Annotated in this window: 17 protein-coding genes; 10 read left to right on the forward strand and 7 right to left on the reverse strand. The window is 49.2% G+C overall.

Translation table 11 applies throughout. The annotated features are described in order from the left end of the window. Positions 1 to 77: 77 nt before the first annotated feature. Positions 78 to 656: a D-sedoheptulose 7-phosphate isomerase gene (gene lpcA, locus AYY16_RS13360; RefSeq protein WP_067367512.1), complete on the reverse strand. Its 579-nt coding sequence runs from the start codon at positions 654 to 656 to the stop codon at positions 78 to 80. 251 nt (positions 657 to 907) lie between these two features. On the opposite strand from lpcA, the gene fadE reads away from it, so the two are divergent. Further along, positions 908 to 3,358 carry an acyl-CoA dehydrogenase FadE gene (fadE, locus tag AYY16_RS13365; protein WP_067367515.1) on the forward strand — a complete coding sequence of 817 codons (2,451 nt, stop codon included), beginning with the start codon at positions 908 to 910 and terminating at the stop codon, positions 3,356 to 3,358. A 74-nt stretch (positions 3,359 to 3,432) separates the two neighbouring features. On the opposite strand, the gene AYY16_RS13370 is transcribed toward fadE, so the two are convergent. The 3 genes from AYY16_RS13370 to lysA form a co-directional block, all read right to left on the reverse strand. Continuing rightward, on the reverse strand, positions 3,433 to 4,530 hold the full coding sequence (locus tag AYY16_RS13370; RefSeq protein WP_223861230.1) for an ABC transporter substrate-binding protein: 1,098 nt from the start codon (positions 4,528 to 4,530) through the stop codon (positions 3,433 to 3,435). Between the two features lie 35 nt (positions 4,531 to 4,565). Continuing rightward, positions 4,566 to 5,525, reverse strand: a complete 960-nt coding sequence (locus AYY16_RS13375; RefSeq protein ID WP_067367518.1) for an oxidoreductase — start codon at positions 5,523 to 5,525, stop codon at positions 4,566 to 4,568. 516 nt (positions 5,526 to 6,041) lie between these two features. Next, complete coding sequence (lysA, locus tag AYY16_RS13380) at positions 6,042 to 7,292, reverse strand: diaminopimelate decarboxylase (RefSeq protein ID WP_067368307.1); 1,251 nt, start codon at positions 7,290 to 7,292, stop codon at positions 6,042 to 6,044. Positions 7,293 to 7,408: 116 nt separating this feature from the next. Here lysA and AYY16_RS13385 point away from each other — a divergent pair, with 116 nt between their 5' ends. Continuing rightward, a complete protein-coding gene (locus tag AYY16_RS13385; RefSeq protein ID WP_067367521.1) occupies positions 7,409 to 8,323 on the forward strand; it encodes a LysR family transcriptional regulator in 915 nt (304 codons plus the stop codon). On the opposite strand, the gene AYY16_RS13390 is transcribed toward AYY16_RS13385, so the two are convergent. Continuing rightward, the gene (locus AYY16_RS13390) at positions 8,313 to 9,239 is read right to left on the reverse strand and encodes a LysR family transcriptional regulator (RefSeq protein WP_067367524.1); all 927 of its coding nucleotides are present in this window, start codon (positions 9,237 to 9,239) and stop codon (positions 8,313 to 8,315) included. The two genes, AYY16_RS13385 and AYY16_RS13390, sit on opposite strands and share 11 nt — an antisense overlap. 238 nt (positions 9,240 to 9,477) lie before the next feature. On the opposite strand from AYY16_RS13390, the gene AYY16_RS13395 reads away from it, so the two are divergent. Further along, complete coding sequence (locus tag AYY16_RS13395; RefSeq protein WP_067367527.1) at positions 9,478 to 10,356, forward strand: MBL fold metallo-hydrolase; 879 nt, start codon at positions 9,478 to 9,480, stop codon at positions 10,354 to 10,356. A gap of 18 nt (positions 10,357 to 10,374) precedes the next feature. Next, on the forward strand, positions 10,375 to 10,986 hold the full coding sequence (locus AYY16_RS13400) for a DsbA family protein (RefSeq protein ID WP_067367530.1): 612 nt from the start codon (positions 10,375 to 10,377) through the stop codon (positions 10,984 to 10,986). On the opposite strand, the gene AYY16_RS13405 is transcribed toward AYY16_RS13400, so the two are convergent. Beyond that, complete coding sequence (locus AYY16_RS13405) at positions 10,969 to 11,658, reverse strand: prepilin peptidase (RefSeq protein ID WP_223861231.1); 690 nt, start codon at positions 11,656 to 11,658, stop codon at positions 10,969 to 10,971. The genes AYY16_RS13400 and AYY16_RS13405 overlap by 18 nt on opposite strands. Before the next feature lie 213 nt (positions 11,659 to 11,871). Here AYY16_RS13405 and rsmE point away from each other — a divergent pair, with 213 nt between their 5' ends. The 4 genes from rsmE to ruvX all read left to right on the forward strand — a co-directional run bounded on the left by rsmE (position 11,872) and on the right by ruvX (position 14,643). Further along, the gene (gene rsmE, locus AYY16_RS13410; RefSeq protein ID WP_067367532.1) at positions 11,872 to 12,603 is read left to right on the forward strand and encodes a 16S rRNA (uracil(1498)-N(3))-methyltransferase; all 732 of its coding nucleotides are present in this window, start codon (positions 11,872 to 11,874) and stop codon (positions 12,601 to 12,603) included. A gap of 9 nt (positions 12,604 to 12,612) precedes the next feature. Further along, positions 12,613 to 13,563: a glutathione synthase gene (gene gshB, locus AYY16_RS13415; protein WP_067367534.1), complete on the forward strand. Its 951-nt coding sequence runs from the start codon at positions 12,613 to 12,615 to the stop codon at positions 13,561 to 13,563. A gap of 91 nt (positions 13,564 to 13,654) precedes the next feature. Beyond that, complete coding sequence (locus AYY16_RS13420; protein ID WP_067367537.1) at positions 13,655 to 14,218, forward strand: YqgE/AlgH family protein; 564 nt, start codon at positions 13,655 to 13,657, stop codon at positions 14,216 to 14,218. Continuing rightward, positions 14,218 to 14,643: a Holliday junction resolvase RuvX gene (gene ruvX / locus AYY16_RS13425; RefSeq protein WP_067367540.1), complete on the forward strand. Its 426-nt coding sequence runs from the start codon at positions 14,218 to 14,220 to the stop codon at positions 14,641 to 14,643. Before AYY16_RS13420 ends, ruvX begins: the two co-directional genes overlap by 1 nt. 18 nt (positions 14,644 to 14,661) lie before the next feature. Here ruvX and AYY16_RS13430 read toward each other — a convergent pair whose 3' ends face one another. After that, entirely contained in the window at positions 14,662 to 15,693 is a 1,032-nt protein-coding gene (locus tag AYY16_RS13430; RefSeq protein ID WP_067367543.1) for a type IV pilus twitching motility protein PilT, read from the reverse strand. Between the two features lie 21 nt (positions 15,694 to 15,714). On the opposite strand from AYY16_RS13430, the gene AYY16_RS13435 reads away from it, so the two are divergent. Together AYY16_RS13435 and AYY16_RS13440 are read left to right on the forward strand one after the other, a co-directional pair. After that, positions 15,715 to 16,413, forward strand: a complete 699-nt coding sequence (locus AYY16_RS13435) for a YggS family pyridoxal phosphate-dependent enzyme (protein WP_067367545.1) — start codon at positions 15,715 to 15,717, stop codon at positions 16,411 to 16,413. Between the two features lie 82 nt (positions 16,414 to 16,495). Further along, on the forward strand, positions 16,496 to 17,044 hold the full coding sequence (locus AYY16_RS13440; protein ID WP_067367549.1) for a YggT family protein: 549 nt from the start codon (positions 16,496 to 16,498) through the stop codon (positions 17,042 to 17,044). Positions 17,045 to 17,055: the final 11 nt, after the last annotated feature.

Here is a 17,055-nt window from a genome sequence, read left to right on the forward strand (position 1 = left end):
AATAAATAACTCACTCAGGAAAGATCTGAATATATTTATATATCCCGGACCTTTCCTGATTAATTATTTTTCCTTTCTTACTTAACCATCTCTTTTTCAATCAGCATAATCAGGATATGGATCACTTTAATATGGATCTCCTGAATGCGATCAGCGTAACCAAAATGGGGAACGCGAATTTCAATATCTGCACTACCCGCCATCTTTCCGCCATCTTTACCGGTCAGCGTAATCACTTTCATTCCTTTGGCACGCGCGGCATCAATCGCTCTGATGATATTACCGGAATTGCCTGAAGTAGAAATCCCGAGTAATACATCGCCTTCACGACCGACTGACTCAACAAACCGGGAAAAAACATATTCATAGCCGAAATCATTACTGACACATGATAAGTGACTAACATCAGAAATCGCGATCGCCGGATAGCCCGGACGATTTTCACGGTAACGCCCTGTCAGCTCTTCAGCAAAGTGCATTGCATCACAGTGTGAGCCGCCATTACCACATGACATCACTTTGCCACCGGCTTTGAATGAGTCAGCCAACATGACCGCTGCCTGCTGGATAACCTCAATATTCTTCTCATCTTTCAAAAAGTTATCAAGAGTTGCAGCGGCCTCGGTCAGTTCACCGCGGATAAGTTCCTGGTACATAGAGATAGGCTCCTGAAAATTAATCGGATTTGTCTTCTTTAAGTGTAACGGATCTCCCGCAGTGAAAGAAGATGCAATCTGTGGCATCTGAGAACAACACGTATTTTATCATTTTATTTTTGTGAGCTGAGTTGTAAATAAAATGTGAAATCATTGAAGTTATTTCTCCGTTGCGCTAAATCTGAACACAACAGGTCAGACCTCTGATGTCGCATTGTACTGACACGGATATTCAATTACGGAGGTTAATAATGATACTACTCAGCATTATTCTATTTATCGCTGTTACCGGACTGCTGTCATTTCATCGTGTTGGTTTGGTGTACAGTGCACTGACGCTGACACTGTTCAGTATCATCATGAATGTATCGGGATTATGGCCGTTTCCTGTCACACTGCTTTTGCTGCTGATCATGCTGCCGTTCGTCGTAACGACTTTCCGGCGGGCGCTGTTCAGCAGCCGCCTGATGCTATTGTTCAAAAAAGTTATGCCGGCGATGTCACAGACAGAAAAAGAAGCTATCGATGCGGGAACAACCTGGTGGGAAGGTGATCTGTTTCAGGGACAACCTGACTGGCAGAAACTGCACAATTACCCGAAACCGCAACTGACACAGGAAGAGCAGGCATTTCTGGACGGGCCGGTTGAGGAAGCCTGCCGCATGGCAAATGACTTCGACATTACGCATGAACTGGCTGATCTCCCGCCTGAGCTGTGGCAATACCTGCGCGAACACAAATTCTTCGCCATGATTATCCGCAAAGAATACGGCGGGCTTGCCTTTTCTGCTTATGCCCAGGCAAGAGTACTGCAAAAACTGGCAGGGGTTTCCGGTATTCTGGCCATTACTGTCGGCGTTCCTAACTCTCTCGGTCCCGGTGAATTACTTCAGCACTACGGAACTGATGAGCAGAAAAAACGCTGGCTGCCGGGTCTTGCCTCCGGTGAAGAAATTCCCTGCTTTGCCCTGACCAGCCCGGAAGCCGGATCTGATGCAGGTGCTATCCCGGACAGCGGTATTATCTGTACAGGAGAGTGGCAGGGAGAACAGGTTCTGGGCATCCGCCTGAACTGGAACAAACGCTATATCACTCTCGCGCCTGTCGCCACTGTACTGGGTCTCGCCTTTAAATTGTATGACCCGGACAAACTCCTCGGGGATAAAACCTCACTGGGTATTACCTGTGCGCTGATCCCGGTGAATACCCCGGGAGTGGAAACCGGCACACGGCATTTTCCTCTCAATATTCCGTTCCAGAACGGACCGACACGCGGTAAAGATGTGTTCGTTCCGCTGGATTATATTATCGGCGGACCGGCAATGGCGGGTCAGGGCTGGCGGATGCTGGTCGAGTGTCTGTCTGTCGGGCGCGGTATCACCCTGCCGTCCAATGCCACAGGCGGATTAAAAAGTGCGGCAATTGCAATTGGTGCATACGCCCGTATCCGCCGCCAGTTCCGGATACCGATTGGTAAAATGGAGGGGATTGAAGAGCCTCTGGCCCGCATTGCCGGTAATGCCTATCTGATGGATGCCGCCGCAACACTTATCACCACCGGTATTATGCTGGGCGAAAAACCCGCCGTACTTTCTGCCATTGTGAAGTATCACTGTACTCACCGGGGGCAGCGCGCCATTATTGACGCAATGGATATTGCCGGCGGGAAAGGTATCTGTCTTGGTCCCTCTAACTTCCTGGCACGCAACTATCAGGGCTCACCTATCGCTATCACTGTTGAAGGCGCCAATATACTGACCCGCAGTATGATTATTTTTGGTCAGGGGGCTATCCGCTGCCACCCGTATGTTCTGGCAGAAATGGATGCTGCTGATAATAATCAGCTGAATAAATTCGACAGCGCCCTTTTTGCCCATATTGGTCATGTACTGACAGCAGCAACCCGCAGCTTCTGGCTGGGACTGTCCCGGGGGCGTTTCAGTGCCTCACCGTTTCGTGATGAAACCCGCCGCTATTATCAGCATCTTAACCGCCTCAGTGCTAACCTGGCACTGCTGTCCGATACCGCGATGGCGACACTCGGCGGCAGCCTGAAACGCCGTGAACGCATTTCGGCGCGGCTTGGCGATATCCTCAGTCAGCTTTATCTCGCCTCTGCCACCTTAAAACGCTTTGATGAAGACGGACGTCCGCAGGCCGACCTTCCGCTGGTTCACTGGGCGGTACAGGATTGCCTTTATGAAGGTGAAAAAGCGATGGATGATTTACTGGCAAATTTCCCTGACAGAAAAGTCGCTGCACTGTTACGCCTGACTGTTTTTCCGACCGGTCGCCATCACCGCGCGCCCTCCGATAAACTGGACAGTAAACTCGCCCGCCTGTTACAAGAGCCTTCCGACACACGTGACAGAATTGGTCGCGGACAATACCTGGCACCGGTAAAAAATAATCCGCACGGGCTGCTCAATGAGGCACTCAACGATATTATTGCCGCTGAGCCGCTGGTTGATCGCCTGAGCCGTCTGGCAGAAAAATATATTGATTTTACCCGGCTGGATAAGCTGGCTGAAAGCGCACTGGCAGAAGGGAAAGTCACTCCTGAAGAAGCGGAGATTCTGTGTAAAGCAGAAGCCAGCCGTTTACGCTCAATCAATGTCGATGAATTTGCCCCTGAGATGATTGGTTTAAAATCCCATGCAAATTCTCATCGTTACCGGAAAGGTGAAAAACCTGAAGTGTAAGTAATAGGGTCGACAATGCCGGAGCCACCAATATGTCTCCGGCATATCAACTTTAATATTAAAACGTTATGTGGCTATTTCTTCGCATTCCTGCCAGTGGTATTCACATCAAGGCTGAGAATATCGCGCATCTGTGCATCCGTCAGGTTCACATCAAAAAATTGCCGGAAAAACTGGCGGATCTCATCCTGAATACCGGTATCATCCACCTGTTTACCGTCAATTCTGTCCTCTATCCATTTAATCATCAGCGGGGTTTCAATCCCCGGCGCATCCCAGCGGTAAATACCCATCGGAGCCTTATAAACCCGCTTATTTTTTACCGCAGAGAGAGAACCGGCACCCTGCCAGCCTACGGTATTGCGGTAAATATCTTCCGGAACGATGGAGTCAAACTGGCTCAGAATAATAATTTCCGGGTCCCAGTTAATTAACTGCTCCATAGAAACCGTTGTCCAGTTAGGTTTGACCGCCAAATCGTGTGTAATATTGACGCCGCCCGCACGACTAATCATCAGGTCATTCACTGACGTTCCGCTGGCAACAACTAAATGCCTGTCCCTGACATATAACACACCGGGAATACCATTTTTCATTTCACGTTCAGTTGCCGGACTGTTATTTTCAGCCTGCCGGTGAACAACGCTGTTTTGTTTATCAAAAAAACGCACTAATTCAGCTGCGCGTTGTTCTTTATCCAGAATCTGCCCCAGCAGCAAAATACCATTTCTGACATCATTCAGGTCGCCATATTTAATGGCAACAGCCGGAATACCGAGCTTATCCAGTTTATCTTTTTCTTCTTTCTGGTAATCCCAGATAATAACCAGATCCGGTTTTAAACTAACCAGCACTTCGCCGTTGATTGTAAAATCTTTATTCACAAAGCTGCTGTTAATCTGTTCAATTCCGGGTGCCAGTGTTTTTAATATACTATTGTGATATGCCTCTTTTGCTGACGGGTGCATTGCGATAATTTTGTTATCTGAACCATCTACGGTATACACCATCGACATCCACGGAATAGGCACAACGGCTATCCGCTGTACATCATCCGGAATAATGACATTGTTACCGGCAAGATCAGTAATCTCTCTTGCTCCGGCAGAACCGAAAACCAGAGACAAAATAAATACGATAACAGTGTTTTTTATTACTGCTGCTTTCATCATCCCTTAATCCCCCTTCATCATTTTTATTCTTTATGTCAGCGAAACGCGCGGATATAAGGACGCGGGATCAGTTTTCGATCATACTTAAACAGATATTCAAGGAACCAGTTAGGGTTACGTAATAACCCGCGACCTACCGCAATTAAATCAGCATACTGATGTTCCAGTATTTCATCTGCTAATTGATGGTCATGAATTCCACCCACAACAATAACCGGTTTTTTACACTGTTTTTTTATTTCCCGGGTATCATCCAGTTGATAAGCAATGCCTTTATTTGTACCGTGCATACGGTTTCCGCCGTTTGAAATATGTACAATATCGATAAGGTGATTAATATTATTTAAAATATTTTGAGTAAATAAAATACTGTTATCTTCACAATAACGCGTCCCGACCCGGAGAATAATCGCTTTATCTTCCCGCCATACCGCTCTGACAGCCATCAGTAACTCTGTCAGAAAAATTACCGGATCTGCATATTTATCTGTCCGCTGATTTGTCCGGCGGTCAATAAACTGCGAAATTAAAAATTCATGGGATGCCATGATTTCAAGGGCATCAAACCCCGCAGCCACCGCCCGCTCCGCAGCTCGGGTATAACAGGCAAATAACTCAATGATATCATCCTGTGTTAATGCGTTAATATCCTGAATAATACCGTCAGATTCCAGACGCGATTTATTCCCTGCATGGTTAAGCTGAATAGCGACCTTGCTGCCTTCATTTTGAAGCATACCCACAATCTGCTTCAGCATAATGGCATGGTCATCTTTATATAATCCCAGCGCCCCGCTTCCCAGACGCGCATCAGCGGCTACCGCGCACTCCTCCATTATAATCAGTCCGACCTGACCTACCGCAAAAGACATATAATGTGCCAGATGAAAATAATTAGCGTAGCCGTCAGTTGCCCGTTTTATTCTGATCGGTGGATAAACCAGTTTATTTTTAAGTATTAATTTTTCTGATACAAATGGCTGCATTAAATTCATAATAAGTCCGCTTCCCGGATCACCTATACAGAAATAAAATGATAATAATCTGTATTTTATTTATTGTACCGGTGCTGAAAAATAAAAAAATAAAGATAGCGGTGATAATAGAGGGAACAGAGAAAGGACTCTATCTTTCTGTGTTTGTTTTATAGTGCCCGTCACACTCTGCACGGAGATATAACCCGGGAGCGATTTTTTAGTTAACAGCTATGATTTTATTGTTATTTTTATGTAGTCCACAGGGTGTTTTTTTTATTATTTATGCTCTGTCATAAATAGACATTTATAATTCCCGGTAAAAAATAAACTCCCCCGGAGTATATATCAATAAAAAATACCCGGTAAATTCACCCGGGTATTTCGGCATTATATTTATACCCTTATTCATTCAAACTACAGATGCGTTAGCCGCACTCAGTCAGCCGGGTCACATACTGATGTATGCTCCCCGCCTGTCTTCCTTTGCCGCCTTCCTGTATCTTGAATGACGTTGGGTATATAATAAGATAATAATTATTCGGTCAGTTCCAGTGCCATCAATTCATCAATCGTCTGGCGACGGCGGATCAGCACAGGTTTTCCGTCAGTAAACAAGACTTCCGGTAATAACGGACGGCTGTTGTAATTTGAAGACATAGAGGCGCCGTAAGCGCCGGTATCATGGAATACCAGAAAATCATCCACCTGCACCGGTGGCAGTGCTCTGGGAACCACCATCCCGCCCTCAAGCTGAGTAAATACATCGCCTGATTCACACAGCGGACCGGCAACAATGGTTTCTGTCAGTGGCTGTGTCCGTAATTCACCTTCCGCAGGCAGTACAGAAATATGGTGATAACTGCCGTACATCGCAGGACGCATCAGGTCATTAAATCCGCTGTCCACCAGCACATAGTGGCGGCTTCCCATCCCTTTAACCGCCCGCACCTGTGCAAGCAAAATGCCGGATTCTGCCACCAGATAGCGCCCGGGTTCAATTTCCAGCGTAATATCACGGCCAAGATGGCGGGCAATACGCGAACGGGCGGCATCCCATAATGAGAAATAATTATTGATATCAATAACTTCATCTCCGTCACGGTAAGGTGTTGATAACCCACCGCCCGCAGAAATCGCCCGGATATCCAGGTTATGAGTAATAACTAATTCAGCCATCGCGTCACACACAGTTGCCAGATGTTCATAATCCACCCCGGAGCCGATATGCATGTGAATACCCACCAGCGTCAGCTGATAACGGCTGATTTCTGCCAGCGCTTCCCCGAGATCGGCAAACCAGATCCCGTGCTTACTGTTTTCCCCGCCGGTATTGGTTTTCTGACTGTGTCCATGACCAAAACCCGGATTGATGCGTAACCAGACCGGATGCCCGGGACTGCGTGCGCCAATCTGGCGAAGCATATCCACCGAGCCGGTATTCACAGCAATTCCCAGCGCCAGCACGCGATCAAGCGTTTCTGCTGTAATCATATCGGCGGTGAATACAATTTCATCCGGCGTGTACCCGGCCTTCAGGGCGCGTTCTATTTCCCCGGCAGAGACTGAGTCCACTTTTACACCCTGTTCACGCATCAGACGCAGAATATGAATATTTGAATTTGCCTTCTGCGCAAACCGGATGACATCAAAACGGGTCAGCCGCGCAATACGGTTAATAATTACCTCACTGTCATAAAGCCACAGCGGTGTGCCGTACTGTTGCGCGAGGCTGCGCAGCGTATCCGGGGTAAAAGGTGCCTGTAGTGATTTGGTTGCGATTGTCATGGTGTTGTGCTCTTTGACAGGGATCTCATTTTTTTCCATCGTGACAAAAAAATTGCGGGATTTAAAATATCTGATTTGCTAAGGTCTATTCATCTCTGATATACATCTGGTGAATAATGGAACAATACTCCTGGCGTCATATTGATATTTTTCACGCGGTCATGACGACAAAAAGCCTGACGGATGCCGCGCAACTGCTGCATACCTCACAACCGACTGTCAGCCGGGAGCTTGCCCGTTTTGAGCAAATTCTGGGATTCCGTGTTTTTGACCGGATCAAAGGACGCCTGCACCCGACAGAGCAGGGGCTGCGGTTGTTTGAAGAGGTGGAACGCTCCTATTACGGACTGGAGCGCATCAGCCGTGCCGCCGAAAGCATCCGCCAGTTTCAGCACGCTCAGTTGACCATCACCTGCCTGCCCGCTTTTGCTCAGTCTCTTCTGCCAAAGGTCTGCCACACCTTTCACGGGCAGTATCCGGATGTCAATTTTGAAGTCGCTCCGCAGGAATCTCCGCTGCTGGAAGAGTGGCTGTCAGCACAGCGCTATGATTTGGGAATAACTGAACACACGCGGACACCACCGGGTACCTTACAGGAAACATTACTCACACTCAGTGAAGTGTGTGTGTTGCCGGAATCTCACCCGCTGTGCAGCAAAGCCGTTCTGACCCCTGCCGACTTTGCGCATCAGAATTTTATCAGCCTGTCTGTGACGGACAGTTACCGCCAGATAATTGATGCCCTGTTTAATGAACACCAAATTGCGCGCCGGATGATTATGGAAACACACAGCGCCGCATCTGTCTGCGCGATGGTTAAAGAGGGGCTTGGTATATCCATTGTCAATCCGCTGACAACAATGGATTGTGAGGGGATTTGTATCCGCCCGTTCAGCAAACGCATTCCATTCACCGTCAGCCTGATCCGCCCGCAACACCGCCCTCACTCCGCATTAACGGATATTTTTATTACGCATCTGCGGCAACATATGAAGATAATAAATAAGCAATTACAGCAGGTTACAGGTTAGTTTTTTCATCCAGCAGATACGGCAGCCAGTCTGGCGAGTGACCAAACCATTCCACCAGAAAGTCCAGCAGCAAACGCAGCGGTCTTGCCATTCGCTCACGGCTGGTATAAATACCGTAAATTCCCAGCGAAGGGAGGCTATATTCCGGAAACAGCCGCACCAGACGCCCGGATTTAAGATGTTCATACACGGAACAATAAGGCTGCAATGCAATTCCTTCTCCGTTCAGCGTTGCTTCCAGCAAAAATGTGGATTCATTTGCACTTAGCGCCCCGCCCACCGGCACAGAGATCACTTCTGTACCGCGCTCAAACAACCACAAACTGCGCCCGTAGAAATTATAAGTCAGACACGTAAATTCACTGAGTGCTGCCGGATATTGCGGGCAGCCATACTTTTCCAGATACGCCGGTGAGGCGCACACCACTGAATCACAACGCGAAAGCGGACGGGCTATCAGGTTTGGTTCCAGGTTATTTGTAATACGCACCGCCAGATCAATGCGCTCTTCCACCAGGCTTACCGCCTTATTAGTGACCTGTACATCCACAGCAATTGCCGGATACCGCGCCCGGAACTGAACAATGGCTTTGGAAAGCGCCACCATCGCCAGCGACTGCGCACAGGTGATGCGGACCAGTCCGTGTACAGCATCATCCTCAGTCACTACCGGCTGGGCTATTGCTGCCGCCAGGTTAAGCAGATCCCTGCTTTGTATCAGCACATTTTCACCGGCGGAGGTCAGCGTCAGGCTGCGGGTTGTCCGGTTCAGCAGGCGCACTCCCGCCCAGTTTTCCATTTCAGCAAGATAGCGCGTGACCATCGCGCGGGACATATCCAGTGAATCTGCCGCTTTACTCATACTGCGCTGCTCGGTAATGGCGATAAAAACTTGTGCCGCAGTGATCCTGTCCATAGCATTTGTCCGGTTTATGCAACAATGAAGACCGGATTATGGGGTTTTTCCGGCGGATTATGCAATCTATTATCTACTCTAAATAATTCGGGATGCATGTAGGCGACAAGCAAAGATAGACGGGGAGCATAGATAAACTATGTGACCCGGCAAGCTTTGCGTAGTCAACACCCAGGCATCCTGAAGTATGACGAGTATAGCGCCATCTTAATTATTCACCTGCAAAAAGGATCACACCATGACAACGAAAACCCGCACCGCTCTGGCGTTAACCGCCCTGATGACCGCCTCATTTGCCACTGTCGCCGCTCCGCTGACACTGGATGTGTATAATCCCGGCGAAAAAAGTATCTTCCCGGTTTCCTCTGAGATTATCAGTGGTAAAAATGAGGTGGTTCTGATTGATGCACAATTTCAAAAAGACGATGCTCAAATACTGATTGATAAAATCCGTGCAACCGGCAAAACGCTGACAACGATTTATATCAGTCATTCAGATCCGGATTTTTATTTCGGACTGGATGAGCTGAAAAAAGCCTTCCCGGATGCTAAAATTGTAGCAACACAGCAAACCGTTGATCTGATTAAAGAAAGCAAAGACGGTAAACTGGCTTACTGGGGACCGGTTCTGAAAGAGAATGCCCCGCAGACTGTTATTGTACCGGAGCCGTTAAAGGGCAACCGTATCCTGCTGGAAGGTGAAAGTATTCTGATTGAAGGGCTTGACGGTCCGGCACCGGAACGCAGCTATGTTTGGGTACCCTCACTTTCTGCAGTGATGGGCGGCGTGCTGGTCTCTGAAAACATTCATGTCTGGCTGGCTGATACACAAACGCCTCAGTCCCGTCAGTACTGGCAGCAATCACTGAAAGAGATGCAGGCGAAAAAACCACACACAGTGGTACCCGGTCACTATACCGGTAACAGCCATTTTTCACCGGCAACCATTCAGTTTACGGCGGATTATCTGACCCGTACTGAAGCCGCACTGCCGGGCAGTAAAAATGCGCAGGCACTGATCGATACCATGAAAGCGGCTTACCCGGCACTGGCAGATGAATCAAGCCTTGAACTGAGTGCCAAAGTCCTGAAAGGCGAAATGCAGTGGCCGCAGTAATCTGATAAGGAATGTTCTATGTCTGTAAAAATATTGCACTATATTTACGATCCGCTTTGCGGCTGGTGTTACGGAATTGCCCCGTTTATTCAGGCGGCACATGCACAAGGTGTAAAAATAGCCCTGCACGGCGGCGGTATGATCACCGGCTCTCAGCGCCGTCCTGTGGATGACGGTCTGCGTGAAATGATCCTGAACCACAATCAGCGCATCACCCAACTGACCGGGCAACCTTTCACTGATGCCTATCACGCCCTGCTGAAAGACAGAGAATGGGTGATGGATTCAGTGCCGCCGATTGCTGCCATACTCAGTGCGCAGTCTCAGTCAGGCAAAGGCATTGAGATGCTGGACGCCTGCCAGAAAGCGTATTATCAGGATGGTTTACCGCTGACAAAAGAGACACTGCGCAAACTGGCCGCGGATCTGGGTATTGATGATATACAGTCAGACCTGGCTGAGCAGCACATCAATGAAAGCCGTCAGTTATTTGTTCATCAGCCGGCAGGCGGATTCCCGACCCTGCTGCTTGAAGAGAACGGCGTCTTTCAGCACATCCCGAACCAGGCGGTTTTGGGCGGAAAATCCGATTGGGATACACTGATCGCGCAGTTAAAACCCACCGCCTGACATAATACTCATCACGATAATCATCCCTGCAATTAAATGCGGTCCGAACGCGATAATGCGCGTGCCGCTGTGCAGGGAGTTATCATGCCGCGCACGGATATAGCGCAGCAGAGACACAATCAGCGCTGATGCGCAGGCGAGCAGCATCAGTATTGCCAGTTTTTCTGCCCCTACCCAGGCGCCCATAGCAGAGAATAGTTTGATATCCCCGCCGCCCAGCCCGCTCTGTTTTTGCCGCCATGCGTATCCCGCCGCCACAGCCCATAACAAAACAAACCCGGCAATAACCCCGTATAATGCATCTGAAAAAGGTATTTCCTGTACTTCTGTCTGAAACAATAATCCACCCCACAGCACAGAAAAAACCAGTTTATCCGGCAGATAAAATACAGCATTATCAATATGAAACAGTATAATCAGGCAAATAAACAGCAGTGAGTAATATGCCGCACACAGAACCTGTCTGTCTGACCAATACACAATCAGCCCGCCTGCAAGCAAACAGTGAAAAAACAGCCATCCTCCATGCAGCTTTTGCGGATACTGATAATAGTGACGCAGAATATATTCCGTTCCCGTTTTTAATGGCAAAGGCAATAATAATGCCCAGCTAATCATAATCAACCCGTTCATTTGTCCCTGTATCTTCCATGTCGTTTTTCTTTTTTCCATAGCATTCAGCCTGCCCGACACCGGCTGAAAATGCCCGGGATTTTCCCTGTTTTCATCTGAATTACATTTTTTTTTCAGTCTGCCACGCAATAATGACCGTTGAGATCCGTGCTATGATCCCGGTCAAAAGCTTGCAGTGAAGATCCCCCCTCTATTATCATGGGGCAATGTGTATAAACCGGCAGCCGCCGGCAGAACGTAAAGGATATTTTCATGCGTATTCCGCGCATTTATCACCCTGCCTCCTTAACACCGGGTATGGTCACAAACCTGACTGATGATGGCGCAAACCACGTTTCCCGGGTTCTCCGGATGAAAACCGGCTATTCACTGATCCTGTTTAATGGTTCCGACAAAATTTTTAATGCTGAAATTGCCGATACGGGCAAAAAGAATGTCGCTGTCCGTATTCTGGATGAACAGGAAGATAACCGTGAATCACCGCTGAATATTCATCTGGGACAGGTCATGTCCCGTGGTGAAAAAATGGAATTTACCATTCAGAAATCGGTTGAACTGGGCGTTCAGATTATTACCCCCCTGATCTCTGAGCGTTGTGGTGTTAAACTCGATGGTGAACGACTGGAGAAAAAACAGCAGCAGTGGCAGAAAATTGCTATCGCCGCCTGCGAACAGTGCGGACGTAACGTTATCCCGGTGATCCGCCCGGTACAGTCCCTGGAAGACTGGTGTGCGGAAACCGACGATGCGCTGAAAATTAATTTACATCCGCGCGCCTCACAAAGTATCAATACGCTGCCCGCAGAAACGGCTAAAGTACGCTTGCTGATTGGTCCTGAAGGCGGGCTGTCCGCAGAGGAAATCGCAATGACAGCCGGTCATCAGTTCACGGATATTTTATTGGGTCCGCGTGTGTTACGTACAGAAACTACCGCGCTCACTGCAATCACTGCATTGCAGGTGCGTTTCGGCGATCTGGGTTAAGGAGATAAAATGATTAAGCTCGGTATTGTGATGGATCCTATCGATTCCATCAAAATCAAAAAAGACACCAGTTTCGCGATGCTGCTTGAAGCACAGCGCCGTGGTTATGAAATCCATTATATGGAGATGAACGATCTTTATCTGCATCAGGGCGTTGCCCGTGCCCGCACCCGTACACTGACGGTCAAAGAAGACCCGGCGGGCTGGTATCAGTTTGGTACGGAGCAGGATATCGAACTGGGGACACTCAATACCATTCTGATGCGCAAAGATCCGCCGTTTGATACTGAATTTATCTACGCTACCTATATCCTGGAACGCGCAGAAAGCGCCGGTTCTTTGATAGTGAACAAACCGCAAAGCCTGCGTGACTGTAATGAAAAACTGTTCACCGCCTGGTTTGCCGATTTGACACCGGACACCCTGGTCACCCGCAGTGAACAGCGCCTGCGTGATTTCCATAAAAAACACGGCGATGTGATTTTCAAACCGCTTGACGGTATGGGCGGCGCGTCCATTTTCCGCCTGAAACAAGATGATCCGAATGTCGGTGTGATTATTGAAACCCTGACCAATCATGGTCACACATTCTGTATGGCACAAAATTTCCTGCCTGCTATTAAAGACGGTGACAAACGCATTCTGATGGTGGATGGCGAGCCGGTTCCTTACTGCCTGGCACGTATTCCGGCAAAAGGTGAAACCCGCGGTAACTTAGCTGCCGGTGGTCACGGTGAAGTGCGCCCGCTGACTGAGAGCGATTGGGCGATAGCCCGCAGTGTTGCGCCGGTTCTTAAAGAAAAAGGTCTGATTTTTGTCGGACTGGATGTTATTGGTGACCGTCTGACTGAAATCAACGTAACCAGCCCGACCTGCGCCCGTGAAATTGAAGCCGCGCATCCGGATGTGTCTGTTACCGGTATGCTGATGGATGCGATTGAAAAGCGTCTCGGCCGGTAACCTGACACACGCCGTTGCGCCATCCTTCCACTTATACCCGCAGTCCGGTGTCTGATTCCCGGTCTGCGGGGCTGATACAGAAAAGAAGGTTATGAACTTACAACATCATTTTCTCATCGCGATGCCCTCACTGAATGATCCTTATTTCGGGCGTTCGGTTGTCTATCTGTGTGAACACAATGAAAACGGGGCAATGGGACTTGTGATCAATAAGCCGATAGAGCAGCTTTCTGTCGGCAAAATTTTACAGAAACTGAAGATTTCACCGGAAACCCGCGATGAAAATCTGTCACTTGAAAAGCCGGTTCTTGTCGGCGGACCGGTTTCTGAAGAGCACGGTTTTGTACTGCACTCCGGCGATCAGGAATACGCGGCCAGCACACGCCTCGCCGATGATTTGTTTCTGACCACGTCGAAAGATGTGCTTGAAGCGCTGGGAACATCACGCCAGCCCGCCCGTTATCTGATGACACTCGGATATGCCAGTTGGACAGCCGGTCAGCTGGAGCGCGAAATCATGGAAAACAGCTGGCTGGTAGCTGATGCCAGTCAAAACCTGATTTTCCGTACACCGTTGCCGGATCGCTGGCGTGACGCCGCTGCCGCAATCGGCGTGAATATCTATACTATTGCACCACAGGCCGGACATGCATAATGAGTAATAATACGGTTATTTCCTTTGATTTCGGCACCAAAAGTATCGGCGTTGCCGTCGGTCAGACGATCACCGGCACCGCCCGCCCGCTGGCCGCACTGAAAGCCCGTGAGGGTATTCCTGACTGGGAACTGATTGGCGCTATTTTCCGTGAATGGCTGCCGGATTATGTCGTCGTCGGTCTGCCCCTGAATATGGATGGCACTGAGCAACTGGTGACTAACCAGGCGAAGAAATTTGCCAACCGCCTGCACGGACGCTTTGGCATTCGCGCCGAATTGCATGACGAACGGCTCAGTACGGTCGAGGCCCGCGCAACGCTGTTTGCCGGTGGCGGTTACCGCGCACTCGGAAAAGACAAAGTCGATTCAGCCTCCGCAGTCATTATCCTCGAAAGCTGGTTTGAACAGCTTTACGGCGGGTAAACCCACCCTCTGCGCGCGTTATCCCGCACTCCACGCCGGTATGGTATCTGCCCCGCAGGGCAGGTCGCCCCGGCTCTGCCGCCATTGCAGACATTGCTCTTCTGTCATCATTCCCAGTTGTGCGCCCGTCTGCTGATGGGTGGCAATCTGATATGATTTATCATCGCGGATCAGACTGGCTACCGCCGGGGTATTAATCAGCACATCAAACAGCGCACAACGCCCTCCGCCTTGTTTTGCAATCAGATGCTGACTCAGCACCGCCACCAGACTGCCCGCCAACTGACTGCACACCCGCGCCTTCTCCGTGCCGCTGAAAACATCAGTCAACCGCTCAATGGCAGCGACTGCACCCCGGGTATGCAATGTGCTCAATACCAGATGCCCGGTTTCCGCCGCCGTCAGCGCCAGGCGGATAGTGGCTTCATCACGCAGTTCCCCCAGCAAAATCACATCCGGGTCCTGACGCAGTACGGCTTTCAGTGCCTGCTGATAATCCGCACAATCCCTGCCAATTTCCCGCTGACGGATAAGCGATTGCCTGCCGGTATGGCGGAATTCAACCGGATCCTCCAGGGTAATAATATGCCGTCGGCAGTGCTGGTTAAGGTGATTGATAAGTGCCGCCAGTGTGCTCGATTTTCCGCTGCCGGTGGCACCTGTGACTAAAATCAACCCGCTGTTTGTCTTAGTGATAAGGTCGGCAAATACCGGCGGCGCACTGATATCCTCCAGTGTCGGAACGCAAGGGCTAATCAGGCGGACAGCAGCATTGAGATGCCCGCCCGCCTGAAAAATATTCGCCCGTAAAGGTTGATCACGGATAAACAACGCAAGATCCGCCTGCCCCTTTGTCATCAATTTATGGTAATTTGCCTCGTCGAGGATCGTCTTTACCCAGCAATGTAATGCATCTTCTGTCACAACCGCGCAGTGTGTTTGTGAAAAAAGCTGACCGTCAACCCGTAAAACCGGCACCTGATTCACACAAAGGTGCAGATCGGATGCATTATGCTTTACACTAAGGCCGATTAAATTATCCATATTCATTAGGTTATCTCCCGGATCATCATGAAACTAATTAAAGACAATCTGACAGAAATCAGAGAACGGATAAGCGCAACAGCACAAAAATGCGGGCGTGATCCACAGACAATCACCTTACTTGCCGTCAGTAAAACCAAACCTGTGAGCGCACTCGAAGAAGCGATAAATGCAGGGCAATTATGCTTTGGTGAAAATTATGTGCAGGAAGGCGTTGAAAAAATTGAATATTTCGCCGAAAACGATCATCTTGCATGGCACTTTATCGGCCCGTTACAGTCTAATAAAAGTCGCCCGGTCGCTGAACATTTTGACTGGTGCCACACGGTTGACCGGTTAAAAATAGCACAACGCCTGAGTGACCAGCGCCCGGCAGACAAAGCACCGCTGAATGTACTTATTCAGATAAACATCAGCGATGAAAACAGCAAATCCGGGATAACCTTAACGGAGCTTCCGGCACTGGCTGAACAGGTGTCCACCCTGCCAAATATCTGCCTGCGCGGATTGATGGCAATACCGGCGCCGGAATCTGACCCGGCACGGCAATGCGCGGTCTTCCGTCAGATGGAAACTGCATTTCATGAATTACAGGCGCTGTATCCGCAGATTGATACATTATCGATGGGTATGACGGATGATATGGACGCCGCGATCACCTGCGGATCCACTATGGTTCGCATCGGAACCGCAATTTTCGGTGCACGTAACTATTCCGTGTCGTAATCATCCTGTATCCTGACGCTGATTATTGCCGATCCGTTTTATCACGAACCCGTTATTTTGTTTTTTGCCAAGGACTTCACCGATGCAAACGCTGAATTTTATTGTTACCACGTTCCTGCACGTTTACGCCACTATTTTGCTGTTGCGTGTCTGGATGCAATGGGTCAGAGCGGATTTCTATAATCCGTTCGCCCAGTTTGTTGTAAAAGCAACCCAGCCGGTTGTCCGTCCGCTGCGCCGCATTTTACCGTCAGTTGGCCCGATTGATACGGCTTCCGTGGTTGTTGCTTACATCGCAATTTTGCTGAAAACCCTCTTTCCGTGGCTTCTGATGGGAATGCAGGGACAGCTCGGCGCACTGATGCTGCTGCTGGCTCTCTTTAATCTTATCTATCTTGCCGGTATGACTGTCTTCTGGGTCATTCTGGGACGCGCACTGTTGAGCTGGTTCAGCCAGGGACGCAACCCGGTGGATTATGTTCTGATGCAGCTGACAGAACCGCTGATGGCACCATTCCGTCGTATTATCCCGCCGATGGGCGGCATTGATTTCTCCGCAATGATTGTTATTTTTATTCTTTATGCACTGAACTATCTCTACAGCGATATCGTTCAGTGGGTACTTCTCTGATCAGGTTGTGA

The sequence above is a fragment of the Morganella psychrotolerans genome, assembly GCF_001676155.1.
Taxonomy (GTDB): domain Bacteria; phylum Pseudomonadota; class Gammaproteobacteria; order Enterobacterales; family Enterobacteriaceae; genus Morganella; species Morganella psychrotolerans.

Coding starts and splice junctions, on each gene's coding strand:
- lpcA (WP_067367512.1), bottom strand. CDS start 656: ATGTACCAGGAACTTATCCGCGGTGAACTGACCGAGGCCGCTGCAACT.
- fadE (WP_067367515.1), top strand. CDS start 908: ATGATACTACTCAGCATTATTCTATTTATCGCTGTTACCGGACTGCTG.
- AYY16_RS13370 (WP_223861230.1), bottom strand. CDS start 4,530: ATGATGAAAGCAGCAGTAATAAAAAACACTGTTATCGTATTTATTTTG.
- AYY16_RS13375 (WP_067367518.1), bottom strand. CDS start 5,525: ATGAATTTAATGCAGCCATTTGTATCAGAAAAATTAATACTTAAAAAT.
- lysA (WP_067368307.1), bottom strand. CDS start 7,292: ATGACAATCGCAACCAAATCACTACAGGCACCTTTTACCCCGGATACG.
- AYY16_RS13385 (WP_067367521.1), top strand. CDS start 7,409: ATGGAACAATACTCCTGGCGTCATATTGATATTTTTCACGCGGTCATG.
- AYY16_RS13390 (WP_067367524.1), bottom strand. CDS start 9,239: ATGGACAGGATCACTGCGGCACAAGTTTTTATCGCCATTACCGAGCAG.
- AYY16_RS13395 (WP_067367527.1), top strand. CDS start 9,478: ATGACAACGAAAACCCGCACCGCTCTGGCGTTAACCGCCCTGATGACC.
- AYY16_RS13400 (WP_067367530.1), top strand. CDS start 10,375: ATGTCTGTAAAAATATTGCACTATATTTACGATCCGCTTTGCGGCTGG.
- AYY16_RS13405 (WP_223861231.1), bottom strand. CDS start 11,658: ATGGAAAAAAGAAAAACGACATGGAAGATACAGGGACAAATGAACGGG.
- rsmE (WP_067367532.1), top strand. CDS start 11,872: ATGCGTATTCCGCGCATTTATCACCCTGCCTCCTTAACACCGGGTATG.
- gshB (WP_067367534.1), top strand. CDS start 12,613: ATGATTAAGCTCGGTATTGTGATGGATCCTATCGATTCCATCAAAATC.
- AYY16_RS13420 (WP_067367537.1), top strand. CDS start 13,655: ATGAACTTACAACATCATTTTCTCATCGCGATGCCCTCACTGAATGAT.
- ruvX (WP_067367540.1), top strand. CDS start 14,218: ATGAGTAATAATACGGTTATTTCCTTTGATTTCGGCACCAAAAGTATC.
- AYY16_RS13430 (WP_067367543.1), bottom strand. CDS start 15,693: ATGAATATGGATAATTTAATCGGCCTTAGTGTAAAGCATAATGCATCC.
- AYY16_RS13435 (WP_067367545.1), top strand. CDS start 15,715: ATGAAACTAATTAAAGACAATCTGACAGAAATCAGAGAACGGATAAGC.
- AYY16_RS13440 (WP_067367549.1), top strand. CDS start 16,496: ATGCAAACGCTGAATTTTATTGTTACCACGTTCCTGCACGTTTACGCC.